The 16572-nt window shown below is 67.4% G+C and carries 14 protein-coding genes; 8 read left to right on the top strand and 6 right to left on the bottom strand.

Annotated elements, in window-relative coordinates; translation table 11 throughout:
* Window positions 1–24: 24 nt before the first annotated feature.
* The 6 genes from F3J14_RS06330 to F3J14_RS06305 form a co-directional block, all read right to left on the bottom strand.
* Window positions 25–1032 (bottom strand): zinc-binding alcohol dehydrogenase family protein, encoded by a 1008-nt coding sequence (locus F3J14_RS06330; protein ID WP_166722326.1) that lies wholly within the window; start codon window positions 1030–1032, stop codon window positions 25–27.
* A 13-nt stretch (window positions 1033–1045) separates the two neighbouring features.
* The gene (locus tag F3J14_RS06325; RefSeq protein WP_166722279.1) at window positions 1046–1918 is read right to left on the bottom strand and encodes an amidohydrolase family protein; all 873 of its coding nucleotides are present in this window, start codon (window positions 1916–1918) and stop codon (window positions 1046–1048) included.
* Window positions 1915–2886 carry an aldo/keto reductase gene (locus F3J14_RS06320; protein WP_247682147.1) on the bottom strand — a complete coding sequence of 324 codons (972 nt, stop codon included), beginning with the start codon at window positions 2884–2886 and terminating at the stop codon, window positions 1915–1917. Before F3J14_RS06320 ends, F3J14_RS06325 begins: the two co-directional genes overlap by 4 nt.
* Before the next feature lie 113 nt (window positions 2887–2999).
* Window positions 3000–3947: an ABC transporter substrate-binding protein gene (locus F3J14_RS06315; RefSeq protein ID WP_166722277.1), complete on the bottom strand. Its 948-nt coding sequence runs from the start codon at window positions 3945–3947 to the stop codon at window positions 3000–3002.
* A 39-nt stretch (window positions 3948–3986) separates the two neighbouring features.
* Window positions 3987–5018, bottom strand: coding sequence for an ABC transporter permease (locus F3J14_RS06310; RefSeq protein ID WP_041491144.1), 1032 nt, complete (start codon window positions 5016–5018; stop codon window positions 3987–3989).
* Window positions 5011–6558 (bottom strand): sugar ABC transporter ATP-binding protein, encoded by a 1548-nt coding sequence (locus tag F3J14_RS06305; RefSeq protein WP_166722276.1) that lies wholly within the window; start codon window positions 6556–6558, stop codon window positions 5011–5013. The genes F3J14_RS06310 and F3J14_RS06305 overlap by 8 nt, the downstream gene beginning before the upstream one ends.
* 239 nt (window positions 6559–6797) lie before the next feature.
* Here F3J14_RS06305 and F3J14_RS06300 point away from each other — a divergent pair, with 239 nt between their 5' ends.
* From F3J14_RS06300 to F3J14_RS06265, 8 genes are all read left to right on the top strand, one after another.
* Window positions 6798–7502 (top strand): FadR/GntR family transcriptional regulator, encoded by a 705-nt coding sequence (locus F3J14_RS06300; RefSeq protein WP_166722275.1) that lies wholly within the window; start codon window positions 6798–6800, stop codon window positions 7500–7502.
* Between the two features lie 382 nt (window positions 7503–7884).
* Window positions 7885–8346 (top strand): (2Fe-2S)-binding protein, encoded by a 462-nt coding sequence (locus F3J14_RS06295; RefSeq protein WP_006754739.1) that lies wholly within the window; start codon window positions 7885–7887, stop codon window positions 8344–8346.
* Entirely contained in the window at window positions 8343–10667 is a 2325-nt protein-coding gene (locus F3J14_RS06290) for a xanthine dehydrogenase family protein molybdopterin-binding subunit (protein WP_166722274.1), read from the top strand. The genes F3J14_RS06295 and F3J14_RS06290 overlap by 4 nt, the downstream gene beginning before the upstream one ends.
* Window positions 10668–11123: 456 nt before the next feature.
* Window positions 11124–12953 carry an acyl-CoA dehydrogenase gene (locus F3J14_RS06285; protein WP_166722325.1) on the top strand — a complete coding sequence of 610 codons (1830 nt, stop codon included), beginning with the start codon at window positions 11124–11126 and terminating at the stop codon, window positions 12951–12953.
* 126 nt (window positions 12954–13079) lie between these two features.
* Window positions 13080–14060, top strand: coding sequence for an NADPH:quinone oxidoreductase family protein (locus tag F3J14_RS06280; protein WP_166722273.1), 981 nt, complete (start codon window positions 13080–13082; stop codon window positions 14058–14060).
* Window positions 14061–14489: 429 nt separating this feature from the next.
* Window positions 14490–15263, top strand: coding sequence for an ABC transporter ATP-binding protein (locus F3J14_RS06275; RefSeq protein ID WP_166722324.1), 774 nt, complete (start codon window positions 14490–14492; stop codon window positions 15261–15263).
* Window positions 15264–15268: 5 nt separating this feature from the next.
* Window positions 15269–16282 (top strand): ABC transporter substrate-binding protein, encoded by a 1014-nt coding sequence (locus tag F3J14_RS06270; RefSeq protein WP_166722272.1) that lies wholly within the window; start codon window positions 15269–15271, stop codon window positions 16280–16282.
* A partial coding sequence (locus F3J14_RS06265; protein WP_166722271.1) for an iron chelate uptake ABC transporter family permease subunit occupies window positions 16279–16572 on the top strand: 294 nt, incomplete at its 3' end. The genes F3J14_RS06270 and F3J14_RS06265, both read left to right, overlap by 4 nt.

Below are 16572 nucleotides of genomic sequence, written 5' to 3'. Positions count from 1 at the left end.
CTCGAACGGTTCCCGCGAATTCGGTCAGCACTCGACCAGCGCCTTGACGACGGTCTGCCCGGGTTCCATCAGTTTCGGGAACTCGACGGGTACGTCCGACAGGTTCATCCGATGCGTATTGAGCGCCTTGTCCGGAATGCGGCCGGCGCGCATCGCGTCGAGGACCGTCTCGAAGTCTTCGGCGGTGGCGTTGCGGCTGCCGAGCAGGGTTGCTTCGCGCTTGTGAAACTCCGGATCGGAGAACGTGATCTCGCCCGGGACAATCGAAATCAGCACGTACTTGCCGCCGTGGGCAATGAACTCGAAACCGCGATTCATGGCCTTGACGTTACCCGTCGCATCGAACACCACGTCGAAGAACTCGCCGTTGGTCATCGTCGACAATTCGTCGACGTCGTTCGGCCCCGTCTGCACCGTCGCAACGGCGAAGTGTTCGCGGCAGAACGCAAGGCGATCGGCACGTGTGTCCAGGCACGTGACGTGTGCGCCTCTCAGCTTGGCGAACAGCATCGCCGCCATGCCGATCGGCCCCGCACCCACCACGAGGATTCTTTGGCCTGCGGACACGGCAGCACGCCGCACCGCGTGCGCGCCGATGGCCAGGAATTCGATCATTGCCGCCTGGTCCAGCGTGACCCCTTCGGCCTTGTGCACGAACTGCGCGGGCACCGACAGATATTCGGTCAACGCGCCGTCACGATGCACGCCGAGCACCTTGATGTTGACGCAGCAGTTGGTCTTGCCCTGTCGGCACGCGATGCACTGTCCGCACGACAGATAGGGCATCACGTAGACCGCATCGCCGGGCGCGACATGCGCGCCGGGATCGGCCTCGGCCACGATGGCGGACAGTTCGTGGCCCATGACGCGCGGATATTGCAGGTAGGGTTGATTGCCCGAATAGATGTGCATGTCGGTGCCGCAAATACCCACGCGTTGCACGCGCAACAATATCTCGCCATCGGCGCGGGAGGGCGGAGCGCGATCTTCGTGGCGCAGTACGCCGGGCGATTCGCAAATGATGCTGAGCATGGTGACGTCCTCGTTATTGAGCGTATTGATCGCCGGACGGCCGATCGATTCTGTAGAAGTGGCATGCATTGCCGCCGAAAACGCGCGCACGTGCGTCGGGCCCGAGGAAGCGGTCGCAGCATTGTTCGCACCATGCGAGCCAGGCCCCGTAGTCACCAAAATGGCCGGCAAGGCGGGAGACGGGCCAGTCGCTGCCCCAGATCAGACGGGACGCGCCGAACCACTCGCAGACGGCGCGCACGTACGGCTCGACGAGCAGGAGCTCGGGATTCGGGCCGGCTTCCGTCCACAGTCCGGAGAGCTTGCAGTGCACGTTCGGATGCGCGGCGAGTTCGCTCATCGCGACGTGCCACGCTTCACTTCGGCCCGATGCGATCGGCGGCTTGGCGGCGTGATCGATCACGATGCGCAGGCGAGGGTAGCGGCGCGCGAACGCGAGCAGCGCGGGCAGATGGCGCGGCGTGACGAGTGCATCGAAAGCGAGATCGTGCGCGAGCACGGCGTCGATGGCCGGCTCGAGAACCGGATCGTCGATCCAGTCGTCATCGGCAAGATCCTGCAGCATCGGACGAATGCCGCGGAATTTGGGATCACGGGCGAGCGACTCGATATGGGCCGGCGCATCCATGGATTTGAGGTCCACCCATCCGACGACGGCCGACACGAAGCTCGTCCGGGATGCAACGTCGAGCAGATAGCGCGTGTCTTCCTGGGTCGGTAGCGACTGGACAACGACGGTCCGCTGCACATCGGCCTGCGCAAGCAGCGGTTCGAGATCCTGCGGACCGAAGTCCCGATAGATGGCGTTCAGCGTTTGCGGGGGCCAATAACCCTCGCGACTGGCCATCTGCCAGAAGTGCTGATGAGCGTCGATTCGGAACATCACGCGCACACCTCCGGAACCGGCGCGGCTGGGGCGATCAGCCCATCGCGTTGCAAGGCAGTCCAGAGCTCCGGCGGGAGCGGCGTTTCGAGCCAGGCGATGTTCTTCTGCAATTGCTCGATGCTGCGCGCCCCGACTACGCAGGACACAACGGCCGGGTGGGCCAGCGGAAACTGAAGTGCGGCCGCGGCAAGCGGTACCCCGAAGTCGGTACATACATTGGCGAGACGCGCGACCTTTCGGACCACTTCGTCCGGCGCATCCGCATAGTTGAACTTGCCGTTTCCGACCAGCACGCCCGAGTTGAAGACGCCTCCTGCGACGATCCTGACATCGTTGCGCACGCATCTATCGAGAAAGGGCGAAAGCGCCTCCTGTTCGAGCAGCGTGTAGCGACCCGCGAGGAGGATGACGTCGAGATCCGCTTCCTGCATCGCGTCGACGGCGACTTCCCATTCGTTGACGCCGAGTCCGATGGCGGAAACGGCACGGGCATCGCGCAGCTCGGCGAGCGCCCGGAATCCGCCTGCGCGGGTCAGCTGTTCCCAGTAGTGGGCATGCCGATCGCCGTGCGTGGCGGCGCCGATATCGTGCACATAGAGGATGTCGATCGTCCGCATGCCGAGGCGTTGCTGGCTGTCCTCGTACGAACGCATGATGCCGTCGAACGTATAGTCGAAGTGAGGCCGGAAGGGCAACGGCTGCGCCCAACCGTCGTCGCCGGGCCGAACCGTATCGTCGGCCCGCATGAGCCGCCCGACCTTGGTGCTCAGTACATAGCGTTCGCGCGCCCGGGCCTGCAGCGATTGTCCGACGCGCCGCTCCGACAGCGTATAGCCGTAGAACGGCGCGGTGTCGAAATAGCGGATGCCGGCATCCCACGCCCAGTCGACGAGCGCATGGGCCTCGGCGGCCGACATCGACTTGTAGAGGCCGCCCAGTTGCGAGCAACCGAAGCCCAGTGTGCTCATGACCAATCCGCTACGGGGTAGCGCGTGCGTTGCAATGGCTTTCATGGCGTGTGCGTGAATGGAGGAGGTGCCGACGGGCGGCCCGGCAGAGAGCCGCCGCGACGGCGCGTTCGTCAGTACAGGACGTTCTTCGCCGCGGGCGAGTCGAGATTCTGCTTTTCGACCATCAGCACGCCCGTATCCACCTGCTTGGACACCGGCTTGCGCTCGATCACGTTGACGAGGGTCTCGATGCCCTTGTAGCCCATCTGGTACGAGCTCTGAACGGCGATGGCCTGAATCGTGCCGTCTCGAACGAACCCTTGGAGGTCCTGATTGCCGTCGAAACCGATCGCCACGACCTTGCCACCTTTGCCCGACTGCTGCAGCGCGCGCCCCATCCCCACGGCGGTCGGTTCGTTGGCGCCGAAAATGCCCTTGAGGTCGGGGTTCGCCGACAGGACGTCGGTCGTCTGGTTCAGCGCGTTCGCCATCTGCGACTGCGAATAGAACGGCCCCACCACCTGCAGCTTCGAATGCGCGGCGATGTACTTGCGGAATCCGCCGACGCGGCCGAGTTCCGAACCGGCGCCCGGCACGTACGACATGACCGCGACCTTGCCAGTCTGCCCGACGCGGTCGATCATCGCTTTCGCGCAGAGTTCGCCGGCTTTCGCGTTGTCGGTCGACAGGAACGACTGGTAGTACTGCTTGCCGGCATCGGATACGGTCGAGTCGATCAACACCACCGGAATATGCGCTTCCCATGCTTTCTTCATGGCCGGCACGAGTGCATCCGGATCGGACGGCGCGAGGACGATGCCGGCGACATGCCGGTTCACGGCGTTCTCGACCATGTTGACTTCGTCGGCGATCGCCGATTCCGCGGCGGGACCCTGGAACGTCATCGTGTATCCCTTCGCATTGGCCATGGCGGCGGTGGCGCCTTTTTGCACGTTCTGCCAGTAGTTCGAATTGGCCGTCTTCACGATCACGGCAATTTCGCCTCCGGCGGCCTGCGCATGCGCGCCGAACATCGCGCACAAGATTGCCGCCGCTGCCAGTACAGATAGTTTTTTCATGTCTCGCTCCTTGTTGGTGGTTGGAACTTCGTCTTGTGATTACAACTTCCGGTTGCGGAGTTGATCGATCCACACGGTGCCGAGAATGACGACGCCGATGATGATCTGCTGGATGAAGCTCGACACGCCGTTCATGTTCAGGCCGTTGCGCAGTACGCCGATCACGAATGCGCCGATGGCGGTGCCGGAGATCGTGCCGACGCCGCCCATCAGCGACGTGCCGCCGATCACGGCGCTTGCGATGGCGTCGAGTTCGTACATCACGCCTTCGTTCGGCTGGGCCGTGACAAGGCGCGACATCAGTACGCAGCCCGTGGCGCCGGCGAGCAATCCGGACAGGACGTAGGTAAAAAGCTTGACGCCTTGCACGTTCACGCCGGACAGACGGGCCGCTTCCGCGTTCGATCCGACCGCGTAGATGTGGCGGCCCAGCGACGTTCGCGACAGCAGCACCGAGACCGCCACGAACAGGGCCACCATGATGACGACCGGGTAGGGAATGCCAGGAAAGATCGTGTCGGGAAAGCCGTCGGCCCCGATGTGCGAGATCTTGAAAAGGGCGCCGTTGCCGAGTTCGCCGAACGCGTCGCCCAGCCCGGACACGGGTCTGGCGCCGGTGATTTGCAACGCGAGCCCGCGGGCGACCAGCATCATGCCGAGGGTGGCGATGAACGGCGGCAGCCCCATGTGCGTGACGCAGATCCCGTTGACCCATCCGCATGCAGCGCCGACCAGCATGCCGCCCAGCATCGCGACGGGGACCGGAATGCCGGCCTTGACGAGCAGCGCGGCGGCGACGCCGGCCAGCGCCAGGACCGATCCGACCGACAGATCGATGCCGCCGGTAATGATGACGCACGTCGCGGCCACGCCGAGATACGCGATCGACGTCACCTGAAGCGAGACGGTCATCAGGTTGCCGACGGAGAAGAATGCGGCGCTGGTCAGCGAAAACGCGACGATCAGCACGACCAGGCTGCCCAGCGCGGCAAATTTCTGGATCAGGTCGCGGCGGCGCTGCCGTGCCTGTTTATCGACGGCCGGCGTGCGACCCGATGTGATGTCAAGCATGACTTCTTCCTGATGCATGATGCAAGATCTCCTCCTGATTGGTCTTTCCGGTTTCAAGAACCGCGGTGATACGTCCTTCGTGAAACACGGCAATGCGATCGGTCATGCCGAGCAACTCGGGCAGTTCCGAACTGATCAGGACGACGCCGACACCGTCCGCCGCGAGGCGGTCCATCAGCCCGTAAATCGCGTATTTCGCGCCGACGTCGATGCCGCGCGTCGGCTCGTCGAAAAAGAGGATGCGCGAGCCGCGGTATAGCCATTTGCCGATGACGATCTTTTGCTGGTTCCCGCCGGACAGGTTCCGCGCGATCTGCGCGACCGTCGGTGTGCGGATGCCCAGTTCACGCACGTAACGCTCTGCGATGGCCGTTTCCTCCGCGAAACGCAGGAAGCCGCGCGACGAGATCGCTGCGACGTTGGCCAGCGTGATATTTGCGGCGACCGGCATCGCCAGCGCGAGGCCGTCCTTTTTCCGGTCTTCGGACAGGTAGGCAATCCCGTGGCGAATGGCTTCGCGCGGGGAGCCGATCGCGACAGGCGTATCGCCCAGCACGATGGAGCCAGCATCGGGCCGCTCCGCGCCGAAGATCGCGCGGGCGACTTCGGTGCGTCCCGCTCCCATCAGCCCTGCGAAGCCGAGAATTTCGCCCTTGCGAAGTTCGAACGACACGGGGCCGAACGTGCCGGTTCGTTGCAGGTCGCGTACCTTCAGCAGCACCTGCTCGGTGGGCGTGGATCGACGCGGCGGGTAGGCATCGTCGAGTGGACGGCCCACCATGCGGGCGACGATCTCGTTCACCGACGTCGATGCAAAATCGCTCGTGGCGATGTGGCGCCCATCGCGTAGCACCGTGACGCGATCCACGATTTCGGCCATCTCGTCGAGTCGGTGCGAGATGTAAAGGATGGCGACGCCGTCGCTGCGAAGCTCCTTGATGATGCGAAACAGCTGGACCGTTTCCGATTCGGTCAGCGACGAGGTGGGTTCATCCATGATGAGCACCCGCGCGTCGAGTGACAGCGCCTTCGCAATTTCCACCATCTGCTGCTGCGCAATCGAGAGCGCGCCGACCAGCGTCGTAGGCGACACGTTCAAGCCGATTCGTTGCAGACACAACTGCGCGGCGCGGTTCAGCGCGCGGTAGTCGACGAACGGGCCGCGCTTGGGCTCGCGCGCCAGGTAGATGTTCTCCGCCACCGACAAGTGGGGCACCAGGTTCAGCTCCTGATGAATGATCGCGATGCCTGCGGCTTGTGCGTCGGTGGCGGACGAAAACTGCACGGGCGCCCCGTCGTAGAGGACGACGCCGTCGTCCGCGCGGTATTGCCCGCTGATGATTTTCATCAGCGTCGACTTGCCCGCGCCGTTCTCGCCGCAGACGGCATGAACTTCTCCCGCTCGTAGATCCAGATCGATGCCGTCGAGCGCCACGACGCCGGGGAAACGCTTGCCCACGCCCTGCAGCTGCAGGATGGTTCGAGCAGTCGGCCCGCCGCGCGAAAGGGGTGGCGATTGCCGCAAGTCGGCAGGGGTCATGCGTGTCTCCGTAGGTCACTGGGGCAGTCGTCGAGCGGCAACTGGCCAGTCCAGTTGCAATGAATTTGAGTGTGGGGCGCTCATTTGGTCAAACCAATTGTGATTATTTTGAAGTGACCATACCAATGGTGTAAACCCTTGAGCCGGGTCTATCCCATGCTGGCTGGGGATTTCGCCGCCGTGATAGACTCCGCGTGAACGCGAAGCTCCGGCCATTTCGGTCGCCCATTTTTCGGATCATGAAGCAGACAGAACCCAAGCGGCTTTACCAATCCGTGGCCGCGCAAATCCTCGCATTGATCCGTCAGGGTGGAATTCCCGTCGGTGGGCGACTGCCGCCCGAGCGCGAGCTCGCGACCACGCTCGGGGTCTCACGCCCGTCGTTGCGCGAAGCCTTGATCGCCCTCGAAATCGGCGGCCAGATCGAGATACGTCTTGGCTCCGGGGTCTACGTTCGCGATCCAGGCGAGAGCGACGGTGGCGGGGTGCCCGCGTTGGGAGAGAGCCCATCGGAGCTGATGCAGGCGCGCGGTGCCATAGAGGGTTCGGTGATCGTGCTGGCCACGGCGCGATTCTCGGCAGCCACGCTGGACCGATTGCGTCGCACGGTCGAGCGCATGAAGCGGCTTGCCGTCGCGGGAAAATCGCCCGTCGACGCGGACCGGCAGTTTCATATGCTCATTGCGGAGGTGGCAGGCAACTCCGTGTTGAGCCGCTTCGTGGGCGAATTGTTCGATAGCCGACACGATCCGATCGCCGCCGCGATTCGCGGACATTCGGAAAGCCCCGAAACCTGGGCTGCCGCGGTGCGCGAGCACGAGCACATCCTGAAGGCGTTGCAAGCGGGCGATCCGATCGCTGCGCAAACCGCGATGCGCGCCCATCTTCAAGCGTCGGAGGAGCGCTGGATCGGCGGCGCATTGCAGCACGGGATTGCGCCCTGACTGCGCCGATACCGGTCCCGCGAAATCCCTGACGCCCGGCCCACGCAGGCATGCGCGAAATGCCGAGACGCGCGCGTCCATCTTGTGTGCGGCAGATTCGCGGAATTCCCCCTGTTGCCCCCAAACCGCCCCGTTCTGACGACAAACCGCGATTCGTCTGATAATACGCGCGGCGATCCCCCGCGAACGAGCAGTCGCGCGAATCCCGCCGAACCGTTGCACAGGCAACCAGGCGGCAGCATCGCCCCGATTGCGCCGTCACCGACACAATCCGGAAAACGAAACGGCGTCAGGCCTACCTGGTCGTTCGGAATGTGCCCAGCGCCGTTCAAATCCCCACACGACGCCCGCGCGACGCGGCGTCGCAACCAGGAGGTGAACGATGATCACGCTGACCGTCAACGGTGGCGAACGGCATTTCGATGGCAATCCCGACATGCCGTTGCTCTGGTATCTGCGCGATGTCCTCGGCCACACGGGCACCAAGTTCGGCTGCGGAATGGCGCTGTGCGGCGCATGCACCGTGCATCTCGACGGCGTCGCGATCCGGTCGTGCATCACACCCGTTGCGGCCGCCGCCGGCAAGAAGGTGACGACGATCGAGGGCCTGTCGACGGACGTGAACCATCCGCTGCAGCAAGCCTGGCAGGAACTGAACGTCGCGCAATGCGGCTACTGTCAGTCCGGGCAGATCATGCAGGCCGCGTCGCTGCTGAAGACGAATCCCCATCCGAGCGACGCCGACATCGACGACGCGATGTCCGGCAACATCTGCCGCTGCGGTACCTATACGCGCATTCGCGCGGCGATCCGGCTGGCGGTGCGCCGCGGAGGTGCCGCATGAACGCGCCGGAACTCTCCGTCCACAACGAAAGCCGCCGCGCATTGCTGCTCGGCTTCGCATCCGGCGGACTGCTGCTCGCGTTCGGCGTGCCGTCGCTTGCGCGCGCGGCCGCGCCGGCGCAGCCGCCGGTCAGCCCGAATCCGCAGTACGGCGGTGCGGGCATGCCGCACGGCTTGCGTGACGATCCGCACCTGTTCGTCGCGATCGCGCCGGACGGCACGGTGACGGTGACCTGCATTCGCTCGGAGATGGGGCAGGGCGTGCGCACGAGCGTCGCGCTCGTGGTCGCGGACGAGCTGGGCGCGGACTGGGCACGCGTGAAGGTCGCGCAGGCCGTCGGCGACGAGCCGCGCTACGGCAACCAGAACACCGACGGTTCGCGCAGCCTGCGCCAGAGTTTCGCGGCGCTGCGCCGCGCGGGGGCGGCCGCGCGCACGATGCTCGAGCAGGCCGCGGCGGCGACCTGGGGCGTCGACGTGCGTCAAGTAAAGGCGACGGTGCACGAGGTCGTCGATACGAAAACCGGGCGCAAGCTCGGGTTCGGTGAACTGGCCGCGAAGGCGGCCGCGCTGCCCGTACCCGATACGCAGAGCGTGGCATTGAAGGCGCCGGCCGAGTTCCGCTATATCGGCAAGGGCGAAACGGCATTGATCGACGGACGCGACATCGTCGGCGGCCGCGCGCACTACGGGATCGACACGCGGCTCGACGGCATGCTGTACGCGGTCGTCGCGCGTCCGCCGGCCTATGGCGATACGGTCGCATCGTTCGACGCGTCCGCCGCGGAAAAGCTGCCGGGTGTCGTCAAGGTCGTGCAGCTCGCGTCTGCGCCGCTGCCGTCCGGGTTCCAGCCGCTCGGCGGCGTGGCCGTGATCGCACGCGACACGTGGACAGCCATCCAGGCGCGCGCCCGACTGAAGATCGACTGGAAGCACGGACCGCACGCAGGCTACGATTCGGTGGCCTACCGCAAGACGCTCGAAGCGGCCGCCGCGCAGCCGGGCGACGTGATCCGCAACGACGGCGATACGGCCGCGGCGCTGGCGGGCGCCGCGAAGCGGGTGCGTGCGACGTACTACATTCCGCATCTCGCGCACGCGACGATGGAGCCGCCCGCGGCCGTCGCGCGCGTGGCCGACGGCCGCTGCGAAGTATGGACCTGCACACAGGCGCCGCAGACCACGCGCGACGAAATCGCGAAGGCGCTCGCGCTGCCGACCGAGCGCGTCACGGTCAACGTGACGCTGCTCGGCGGCGGCTTCGGCCGCAAGTCGAAACCGGACTACGTGGTGGAGGCCGCGCTGCTGTCGAAGGCGGTGGGGGCGCCCGTCAAGCTGACGTTCACGCGCGAGGACGACATCGCGCACGACTATTTCCATGCGGTGTCGCTGGAAGCGTTCGACGGCGGCCTCGATGCGGCGGGGAAGGTGGTCGCGTGGCAGCATCGCACGGTCGCGCCGTCGATCCAGTCGACCTTCAGGGCCGGCGTCGTGCACGAGCAGCCGGGCGAGCTCGCGCAAGGTATCGCCGATCTTCCATTCGCAGTCCAGAACGTACGGATCGAGAACCCAGCCGCGCAAGCGCACACGCGGATCGGCTGGTTCCGTTCGGTGTACAACATTCCGCACGCGTTCGGGATCCAGAGCTTCGTGTCGGAACTCGCGCACGCGGCGGGCCGCGACCCGAAGGATTTCCTGCTCGACCTGATCGGGCCGGCGCGGCGTTCCGAGCCGCACATCACGGTGAAGAACGTGAACTACGGCGAGGATCCGGCGTTGTATCCGGTCGATACCGGACGGCTGCGGCGCGTGATCGAGACGGTCGCGCGCGAAGCCGGCTGGGGCCGCAAGCTGCCGAAGGGGCACGGGCTGGGGATCGCCGCGCATCGCAGCTTCGTGTCGTACACGGCGGTCGTGTGCGAAGTGCAGGTGGCCGCGGACGGCGCGATTTCGGTGCCGCGCGTCGACATCGCGATCGACTGCGGGCCGCAGGTCAACCCGGAGCGCGTGCGCTCGCAGCTCGAAGGCGCGGTGGTGATGGGGCTCGGCATCGCGCTGCACGGCGAGATCACGTTCAAGGACGGGCAACCGGAGCAGAGCAACTTCAACGGCTTCCAGGTGCTCCGGATGAACGAGGCGCCGCGTGAAATCCGCGTGCATCTGGTCGCGCCGGACGACTATGCGACACCGCTCGGCGGCGTGGGCGAGCCGGGCCTGCCGCCGGTCGCGCCGGCGCTGACCAACGCGATCTTCGCGGCAACCGGCACGCGGATTCGCAGCCTGCCCGTCGCCGATCAGCTCGCGAAGCAACAGGCGGGTTGATACGCTGTCGCGCGCCGGGCCATGGGCAGGGTGCGGCGCGCGCACGGGCTTGCGGCGCCCTTGGCGCCGCCCATCGATCGAACCCATGCGCTCGCCGGACGGCGGCGCAAGACCGGAGCATTGTTGTTTGCGAACGACCGTGCTAAATTCTCCGCCAGCACTTGCAGTCACCGACCCAATCATCCGGTGCCGGCAACCGGCGCCCACGGGCGCGCCGGCGCGCCGCCCGACCGCGAAGCATGGGACCAGAATAAGCGCTAAAGCGCTAACTCTGGTCGACCGCGAAGCATGGGACCAGAGTAAGCGCTAAAGCGCTAACTCTGGTCGACAGGAGACAGATGTGATGGAGCATGCATCGATCGAGCACCCGCGGATCGACCGGGCCGCGCACGGCCGGACCGCGCACGAGCGGCCGTCGGCGATGCGGGAATGGCTAGCCACGCGGAGGGCGTCACGATGAGCCTGCTGATGTCGCGACGCGATCTCGCGTTCCTGCTGTACGACTGGCTCGATGCCGACGCGCTCGGCGCGCTGCCGCGCTATGCGGAGCACAGCCGCGAGACCTTCGATGCGGTGCTTGATACCAGCGAGCGAATCGCCGCCGACCTGTTCGCGCCGCATGCGGCGCGCGGCGATCGCGAGGAGCCGCGGTTCGACGGCGAGCGCGTGACGCTGATCCCTGAAGTCGAGCCGGCCGTGCGGGCCTTCGCGGCTGCTGGCCTGATCGCCGCGGGCCAGGACGAAGCGTTCGGCGGGATGCGGTTGCCGAAGCTCGTCGAAGCCGCATCGTTCCTGTTCTTCCAGGCCGCGAACATCGCGACCGCCGCGTATCCGTTCCTCACGGTCGCGAACGCCAACCTGCTGCTCGCGCACGGCAGCCCCGCGCAGATCGATGCGTTCGGGCGTCCCGAGCTGGAAGGGCGCTTCTTCGGCACGATGTGCCTGTCGGAGCCGCAGGCCGGCTCGTCGCTGTCCGACATCGTCACGCGCGCCGATTTCGAGTGCGCGTCGCCGCTCGGCCCGCGCTACCGGATCACCGGCAACAAGATGTGGATTTCCGGCGGCGAGCACGAGCTGGCGGAGAATATCGTCCATCTCGTGCTCGCGAAGATCCCCGACGAACAGGGCCGGCTTCTGCCCGGCACGCGCGGCATCTCGCTGTTCATCGTCCCCAAGTACCTGCCGACGGACGACGGCGCCGCGCGCGGCGAGCACAACGACGTGGTGCTGGCCGGCCTGAATCACAAGATGGGCTATCGCGGCACGACCAACTGCCTGCTGAACTTCGGCGAAGGCACGCGCCATCGGCCGCAGGGCCGCGCCGGTGCGATCGGCTATCTGGTCGGCGAACCGAATCACGGCCTCGCCTACATGTTCCACATGATGAACGAGGCACGCATAGGCGTCGGGGCGGGCGCGGTGGCGCTCGGCTACACCGGTTACCTGCACGCGCTCGACTACGCGCGCAACCGGCCGCAGGGGCGTGCGCTCGGACCGGCCGGCAAGGACGCGGCCGCGCCGCAGGCGCCGATCGTCGCGCATCCGGACGTGCGGCGCATGCTGCTCGCGCAGAAGGCGTACGTCGAAGGCGGGCTCGCGCTGATCCTGTACTGCGCGCGGCTCGTCGACGAAGCGCGCGCGCACGACGATGCGGCGGTGCGCGCGGAGGCCGCGCAGCTGCTGGACATCCTGACGCCGATCGCGAAAAGCTGGCCGTCGCAGTGGTGCCTCGCGGCCAACGATCTCGCGATCCAGGTGCATGGCGGCTACGGCTATACGCGCGACTACCCGGTCGAGCGACTGTATCGCGACAACCGCCTGAACCCGATCCACGAAGGCACGCACGGCATCCAGGCGCTCGACCTGCTGGGCCGCAAGGTCGGCCAGGACGACGGTGCGCTGCTGCGCACGCTCGATGCGCGCATCGGCGCGACGGTCCGACGCGCACGGGCCGCGGACGGCGACACGCGCTCGCATGCCGATGCGCTCGCGCGGCGCTGGGCGCGGCTCGTCGAGCTCACGCGCGCGCTGGCCGCGCTTGACGATCCGCAGGTACGGCTCGCGAATGCGAGCGTCTACCTGGAGGCGTTCGGCCATCTGGTCGTTGCGTGGCTGTGGCTCGACGTGACGCTTGCCGCGCACGGGCGCGACGGCGATTTCCACGACGGCAAGCGTGCCGCCGCGCGTTACTTCTTTCGCTGGGAACTGCCGAAGGTGGATGCGCAGCTCGATCTGCTGGCGAGCGTCGATACGACGACGCTCGAGATGCGCGACGCGTGGTTCTGAGCGCCGCGATGCACGGATGACGGTGCCGCGGTGCAGGCCGGTGTGCCTGCGTCGCGCGCCGCTCGCGCGGGCGTGTCCCGCTGCCGTATCGATGCGCGGCGACGTCGCGCAAGGAGAGAGGAAAGCATGAAAGCCCTGTTGTGTACCGCATTCGGCCCGATCGACCGCTTGCGTATCGAGGACGTCGCGATTCCCGAGCCGGCCGCGGGCCAGGTGCGGATTCGCGTGAAGGCGGCGTCGCTCAATTTCCCCGATGCGCTGATCGTCCAGGGGCTGTATCAGGTGAAGCCGGCGCTGCCGTTCTCGCCCGGTGCGGAATTCGCCGGCGTGATCGACGCGGTCGGCGACGGCGTGAGCGCATGGCGGCCGGGCGACGAGGTGGTCGCGTTCACCGGGCACGGCGGCTTCGCCGAGCAGTGCGTGGCCGACGTGCACCAGATCGCGGCGCTGCCGCCGGGGATGACGTTCGAGCAGGGCGCGGCGCTGGTGCTGGCCTACGGAACGTCGCTGCATGCGCTGCAGCAGCGCGCGCGTCTGCAGCCGGGCGAGACGCTGCTGGTGCTGGGTGCGGCGGGCGGCGTCGGGCTGGCGGCGATCGAGATCGCGAAGGCGCTGGGCGCGCGCGTGATTGCTGCCGCGTCGAGCGCGGACAAGCTCGCGCTGTGCCGCGAAGCCGGCGCCGACGACACGATCGACTATGCGACCGAGGACCTGCGGCGCCGCGTCGACGAACTGACCGGCGGGCGCGGCGCGGACGTCGTCTACGATCCGGTCGGCGGCGCGTACAGCGAGGCGGCGCTGCGCGCGACCGCCTGGCGCGGCCGGTTCCTCGTGGTCGGTTTCGCGGCCGGCGAGATTCCGAAGATCGCGCTGAACCTGGCGCTGCTCAAGGAGCGCGATATTCTCGGCGTGTTCTGGGGCGACGCGGTGCGGCGCGATCCCGCGCAGCACATGGTGAACATGCGCCAGCTTGCGCAATGGTTCGCTGCCGGCAAGGTGCGGCCGGCGATCACCGAACGCGTGCCGCTGTCGGGTGCGGCCGACGCGATCGCGCGCATGGCGAACCGGCAGGTCAAGGGCAAGGTCGTGATCCTGCCGGACGCGTGATCGCGTTGACACCCGACCCGGCGGCGACGGCCCGCTCGGGCGCTGCGTTGGCCGCTGAGGTGCCCGTGCATCGCTGCGCGTGAGCGCGCCGCACGAACGGCGGCGGCTCGTTCGTCATGTCGATTCCGGTTGGGCCGTCCCGTGCTCGACCTGACAAAGTCCTGACGACCGAAGTGATATATTGTATCATCTGACGCATTCGCCGCAGGCCGGCCCGGTTTGCCGGGCACGGCCGCCTGCGGCCAAGCCACGCGAAGATCGATACGAAGTGACGAAGACCAGGAACAGGACCGTGCGCCGCGCGCGACGCGATTGCGCATCGGATCGTAACGACGGGGGCCGGCGTGCACGTGCCGCGCATGGGTGCACGACGCTGCCGGGTTGCGTGATGGCGAGCTCCGGCGCGCTCGCCGCGGAAGGCCGCCCGTGATGCACAGGCTCGATATCGAGCGCGTGAGCTGGTCGCCCGGCGGCGCGCTCGCCGTGCTCGACGCCGTGACGCTCACCGTCGCCGAAGGCGAGTTCGTCGGGCTCGTCGGCCCGAACGGCAGCGGCAAGACGAGCCTGCTGCGCTGCGTGTTCCGCTATGCGCGGCCCGACGCGGGCCGCATCGCGCTCGATGCGCAGGACGTATGGCGGATGCGGCCGCGCGCGCTCGCGCAGCGCGTCGCCGTACTCCAGCAGGAGACGCCCGACGACTTCGGGCTGACGGTCGACGAACTGGTCGGTATGGGACGCACGCCGCACCAGCGCGCGTTCGAGGGGGAGAGCGCCGACGATCGCCGGATCGTCGAAGCCGCGTTGCGAGACGTCGACCTCATCGAGCGCCGCGCGCAACGTTTCGCGTCGCTGTCGGGCGGAGAAAAGCAGCGCGCGTTGCTGGCGCGCGCGCTTGCTCAGCAGCCCGAACTGCTGCTCCTCGACGAGCCGACCAACCATCTCGACCTGCGTCACCAGCTCGAACTGCTCGCGCGCGTGCGGCGCCTCGGCATCGCCACGCTCGCGACGATTCACGATCTCAATCTCGCGGCCGCGTACTGCGACCGGCTTCACGTGCTCGCGCACGGGCGCGTCGTCGCGTCCGGCACGCCGTCCGACGTGCTGACCGATGCACTGCTGCGCGACGTGTTCGGCGTCGCCGCGCTCGTCGATCGCCATCCGGTCACGGGCCGGCCGCGCATCACGCCGCTTCATCCGGAATGACCATCATGCCGTTCTCCGTTTCATGCCGCCGATCGCGGCGTGCCTCGCTTTCCCGCCTGCTTGCTCGCTCGCTGGTCGCTGCTGTCGCATTCGGCTGCGCGGCCGCTCATGCCGGCGCGTATCCCGTTACCGTACGCAGCTGCGATCGCGACGTGACGTTCGAGCGCGCGCCGACGCGCGCGGTGAGCAACGACGTGAACCTGACCGAGATGATGCTCGTGCTCGGATTGAAGGACCGGCTCGTCGGCTATACCGGTATCGGCGGCTGGAAGACCGGTACCGCGCGCGTGCACGACGCGCTGCGCGGCGTGCCGGAGCTGGCCGCGCAGTATCCGTCGCTCGAGGTGCTGGCGGCCGCGCGTGCGGACTTCTATCTCGCGGGCTGGAACTACGGGATGCATGTCGGCGGCGCGGTGACGCCGGCGACGCTCGCGCCGTTCGGCATCCGCACGTATGAGCTGACCGAATCGTGCTCGCACGTGATGAAGCGGCCGCCCGCGTCGTTCGACGACGTGTTCCGCGACCTGACCAATCTTGGCCGGATCTTCGGTGTCGACGCGCGCGCCGCGCAGGTCGTCGCCGACATGCGCGCGCGCCTCGCGGCGGTGTCGCGCGCGATCGGCCGGCCCGCGCCGCTGCGCGTGTTCGTCTACGACAGCGGCACCGACAAGCCGATGACCGCGGGCGGGCTCGCGATGCCGAGCGCGCTGCTCGCGGCGGCCGGTGCGCGCAACGTGATGGACGACGTGCCGCGCAGCTGGACGCAGGTCGGTTGGGAAAGCGTGGTCGCGCGCGATCCGCAGGCGATCGTGATCGTCGACTACTCGGCCGTGACGGCCGCGCAGAAGCAGCAGTTCCTGCTGAGCCAGCCGGCGCTCGCGCGTGTCGCCGCGATCCGCGACCGGCGTTTCGTCGTGATTCCGTACGATGCGGCGACGCCGGGTCCGGAGAACGTCGCGGCCGTCGAGGCGCTGGCGCGCGCGCTGTATCCGGCCGCGTTTGCCGCGCCGTCGCGATGAGCGCGCGGGGCGGCGTGTCGCGGTTCGGGCCGCGCAGGGTGACGGCCGTTCTGATGGCGCTGCTGGCGGTATCGATCGTCGTGTCCGCCGCGTTCGGCCCCGCGCCGATCTCGATGCCGGTCGCCGCGCGGATCGTCGCCGCGCACGTCGCGTCCGCGTTCGGCGCGACCGCATCGTTGGCCACCGGCATGGGCGACGACAGCATCGTCTGGCTGATCCGGATGCCGCGTGCGCTGCTCGCCGCGATTGTCGGCGCGACGCTCGCGGCGGTCGGCGTCGCGTTGCAGGCA

Origin of the sequence: Burkholderia sp. Tr-862, from assembly GCF_011753085.1 — a bacterium.
Taxonomy (GTDB): Bacteria; Pseudomonadota; Gammaproteobacteria; order Burkholderiales; family Burkholderiaceae; genus Burkholderia; species Burkholderia ambifaria.
Note: the sequence above shows the minus strand (reverse complement) of the source record. Positions and strands in the feature narration are given on the sequence as shown.

Excerpts from the sequence above, each read along its gene's own strand:
- F3J14_RS06330 (WP_166722326.1), bottom strand. The coding sequence starts at position 1,032 with ATGCTCAGCATCATTTGCGAATCGCCCGGCGTACTGCGCCACGAAGAT.
- F3J14_RS06320 (WP_247682147.1), bottom strand. The coding sequence starts at position 2,886 with ATGAGCACACTGGGCTTCGGTTGCTCGCAACTGGGCGGCCTCTACAAG.
- F3J14_RS06315 (WP_166722277.1), bottom strand. The coding sequence starts at position 3,947 with ATGAAAAAACTATCTGTACTGGCAGCGGCGGCAATCTTGTGCGCGATG.
- F3J14_RS06310 (WP_041491144.1), bottom strand. The coding sequence starts at position 5,018 with ATGCTTGACATCACATCGGGTCGCACGCCGGCCGTCGATAAACAGGCA.
- F3J14_RS06305 (WP_166722276.1), bottom strand. The coding sequence starts at position 6,558 with ATGACCCCTGCCGACTTGCGGCAATCGCCACCCCTTTCGCGCGGCGGG.
- F3J14_RS06300 (WP_166722275.1), top strand. The coding sequence starts at position 6,798 with ATGAAGCAGACAGAACCCAAGCGGCTTTACCAATCCGTGGCCGCGCAA.
- F3J14_RS06295 (WP_006754739.1), top strand. The coding sequence starts at position 7,885 with ATGATCACGCTGACCGTCAACGGTGGCGAACGGCATTTCGATGGCAAT.
- F3J14_RS06290 (WP_166722274.1), top strand. The coding sequence starts at position 8,343 with ATGAACGCGCCGGAACTCTCCGTCCACAACGAAAGCCGCCGCGCATTG.
- F3J14_RS06285 (WP_166722325.1), top strand. The coding sequence starts at position 11,124 with ATGAGCCTGCTGATGTCGCGACGCGATCTCGCGTTCCTGCTGTACGAC.
- F3J14_RS06280 (WP_166722273.1), top strand. The coding sequence starts at position 13,080 with ATGAAAGCCCTGTTGTGTACCGCATTCGGCCCGATCGACCGCTTGCGT.
- F3J14_RS06275 (WP_166722324.1), top strand. The coding sequence starts at position 14,490 with ATGCACAGGCTCGATATCGAGCGCGTGAGCTGGTCGCCCGGCGGCGCG.
- F3J14_RS06270 (WP_166722272.1), top strand. The coding sequence starts at position 15,269 with ATGCCGTTCTCCGTTTCATGCCGCCGATCGCGGCGTGCCTCGCTTTCC.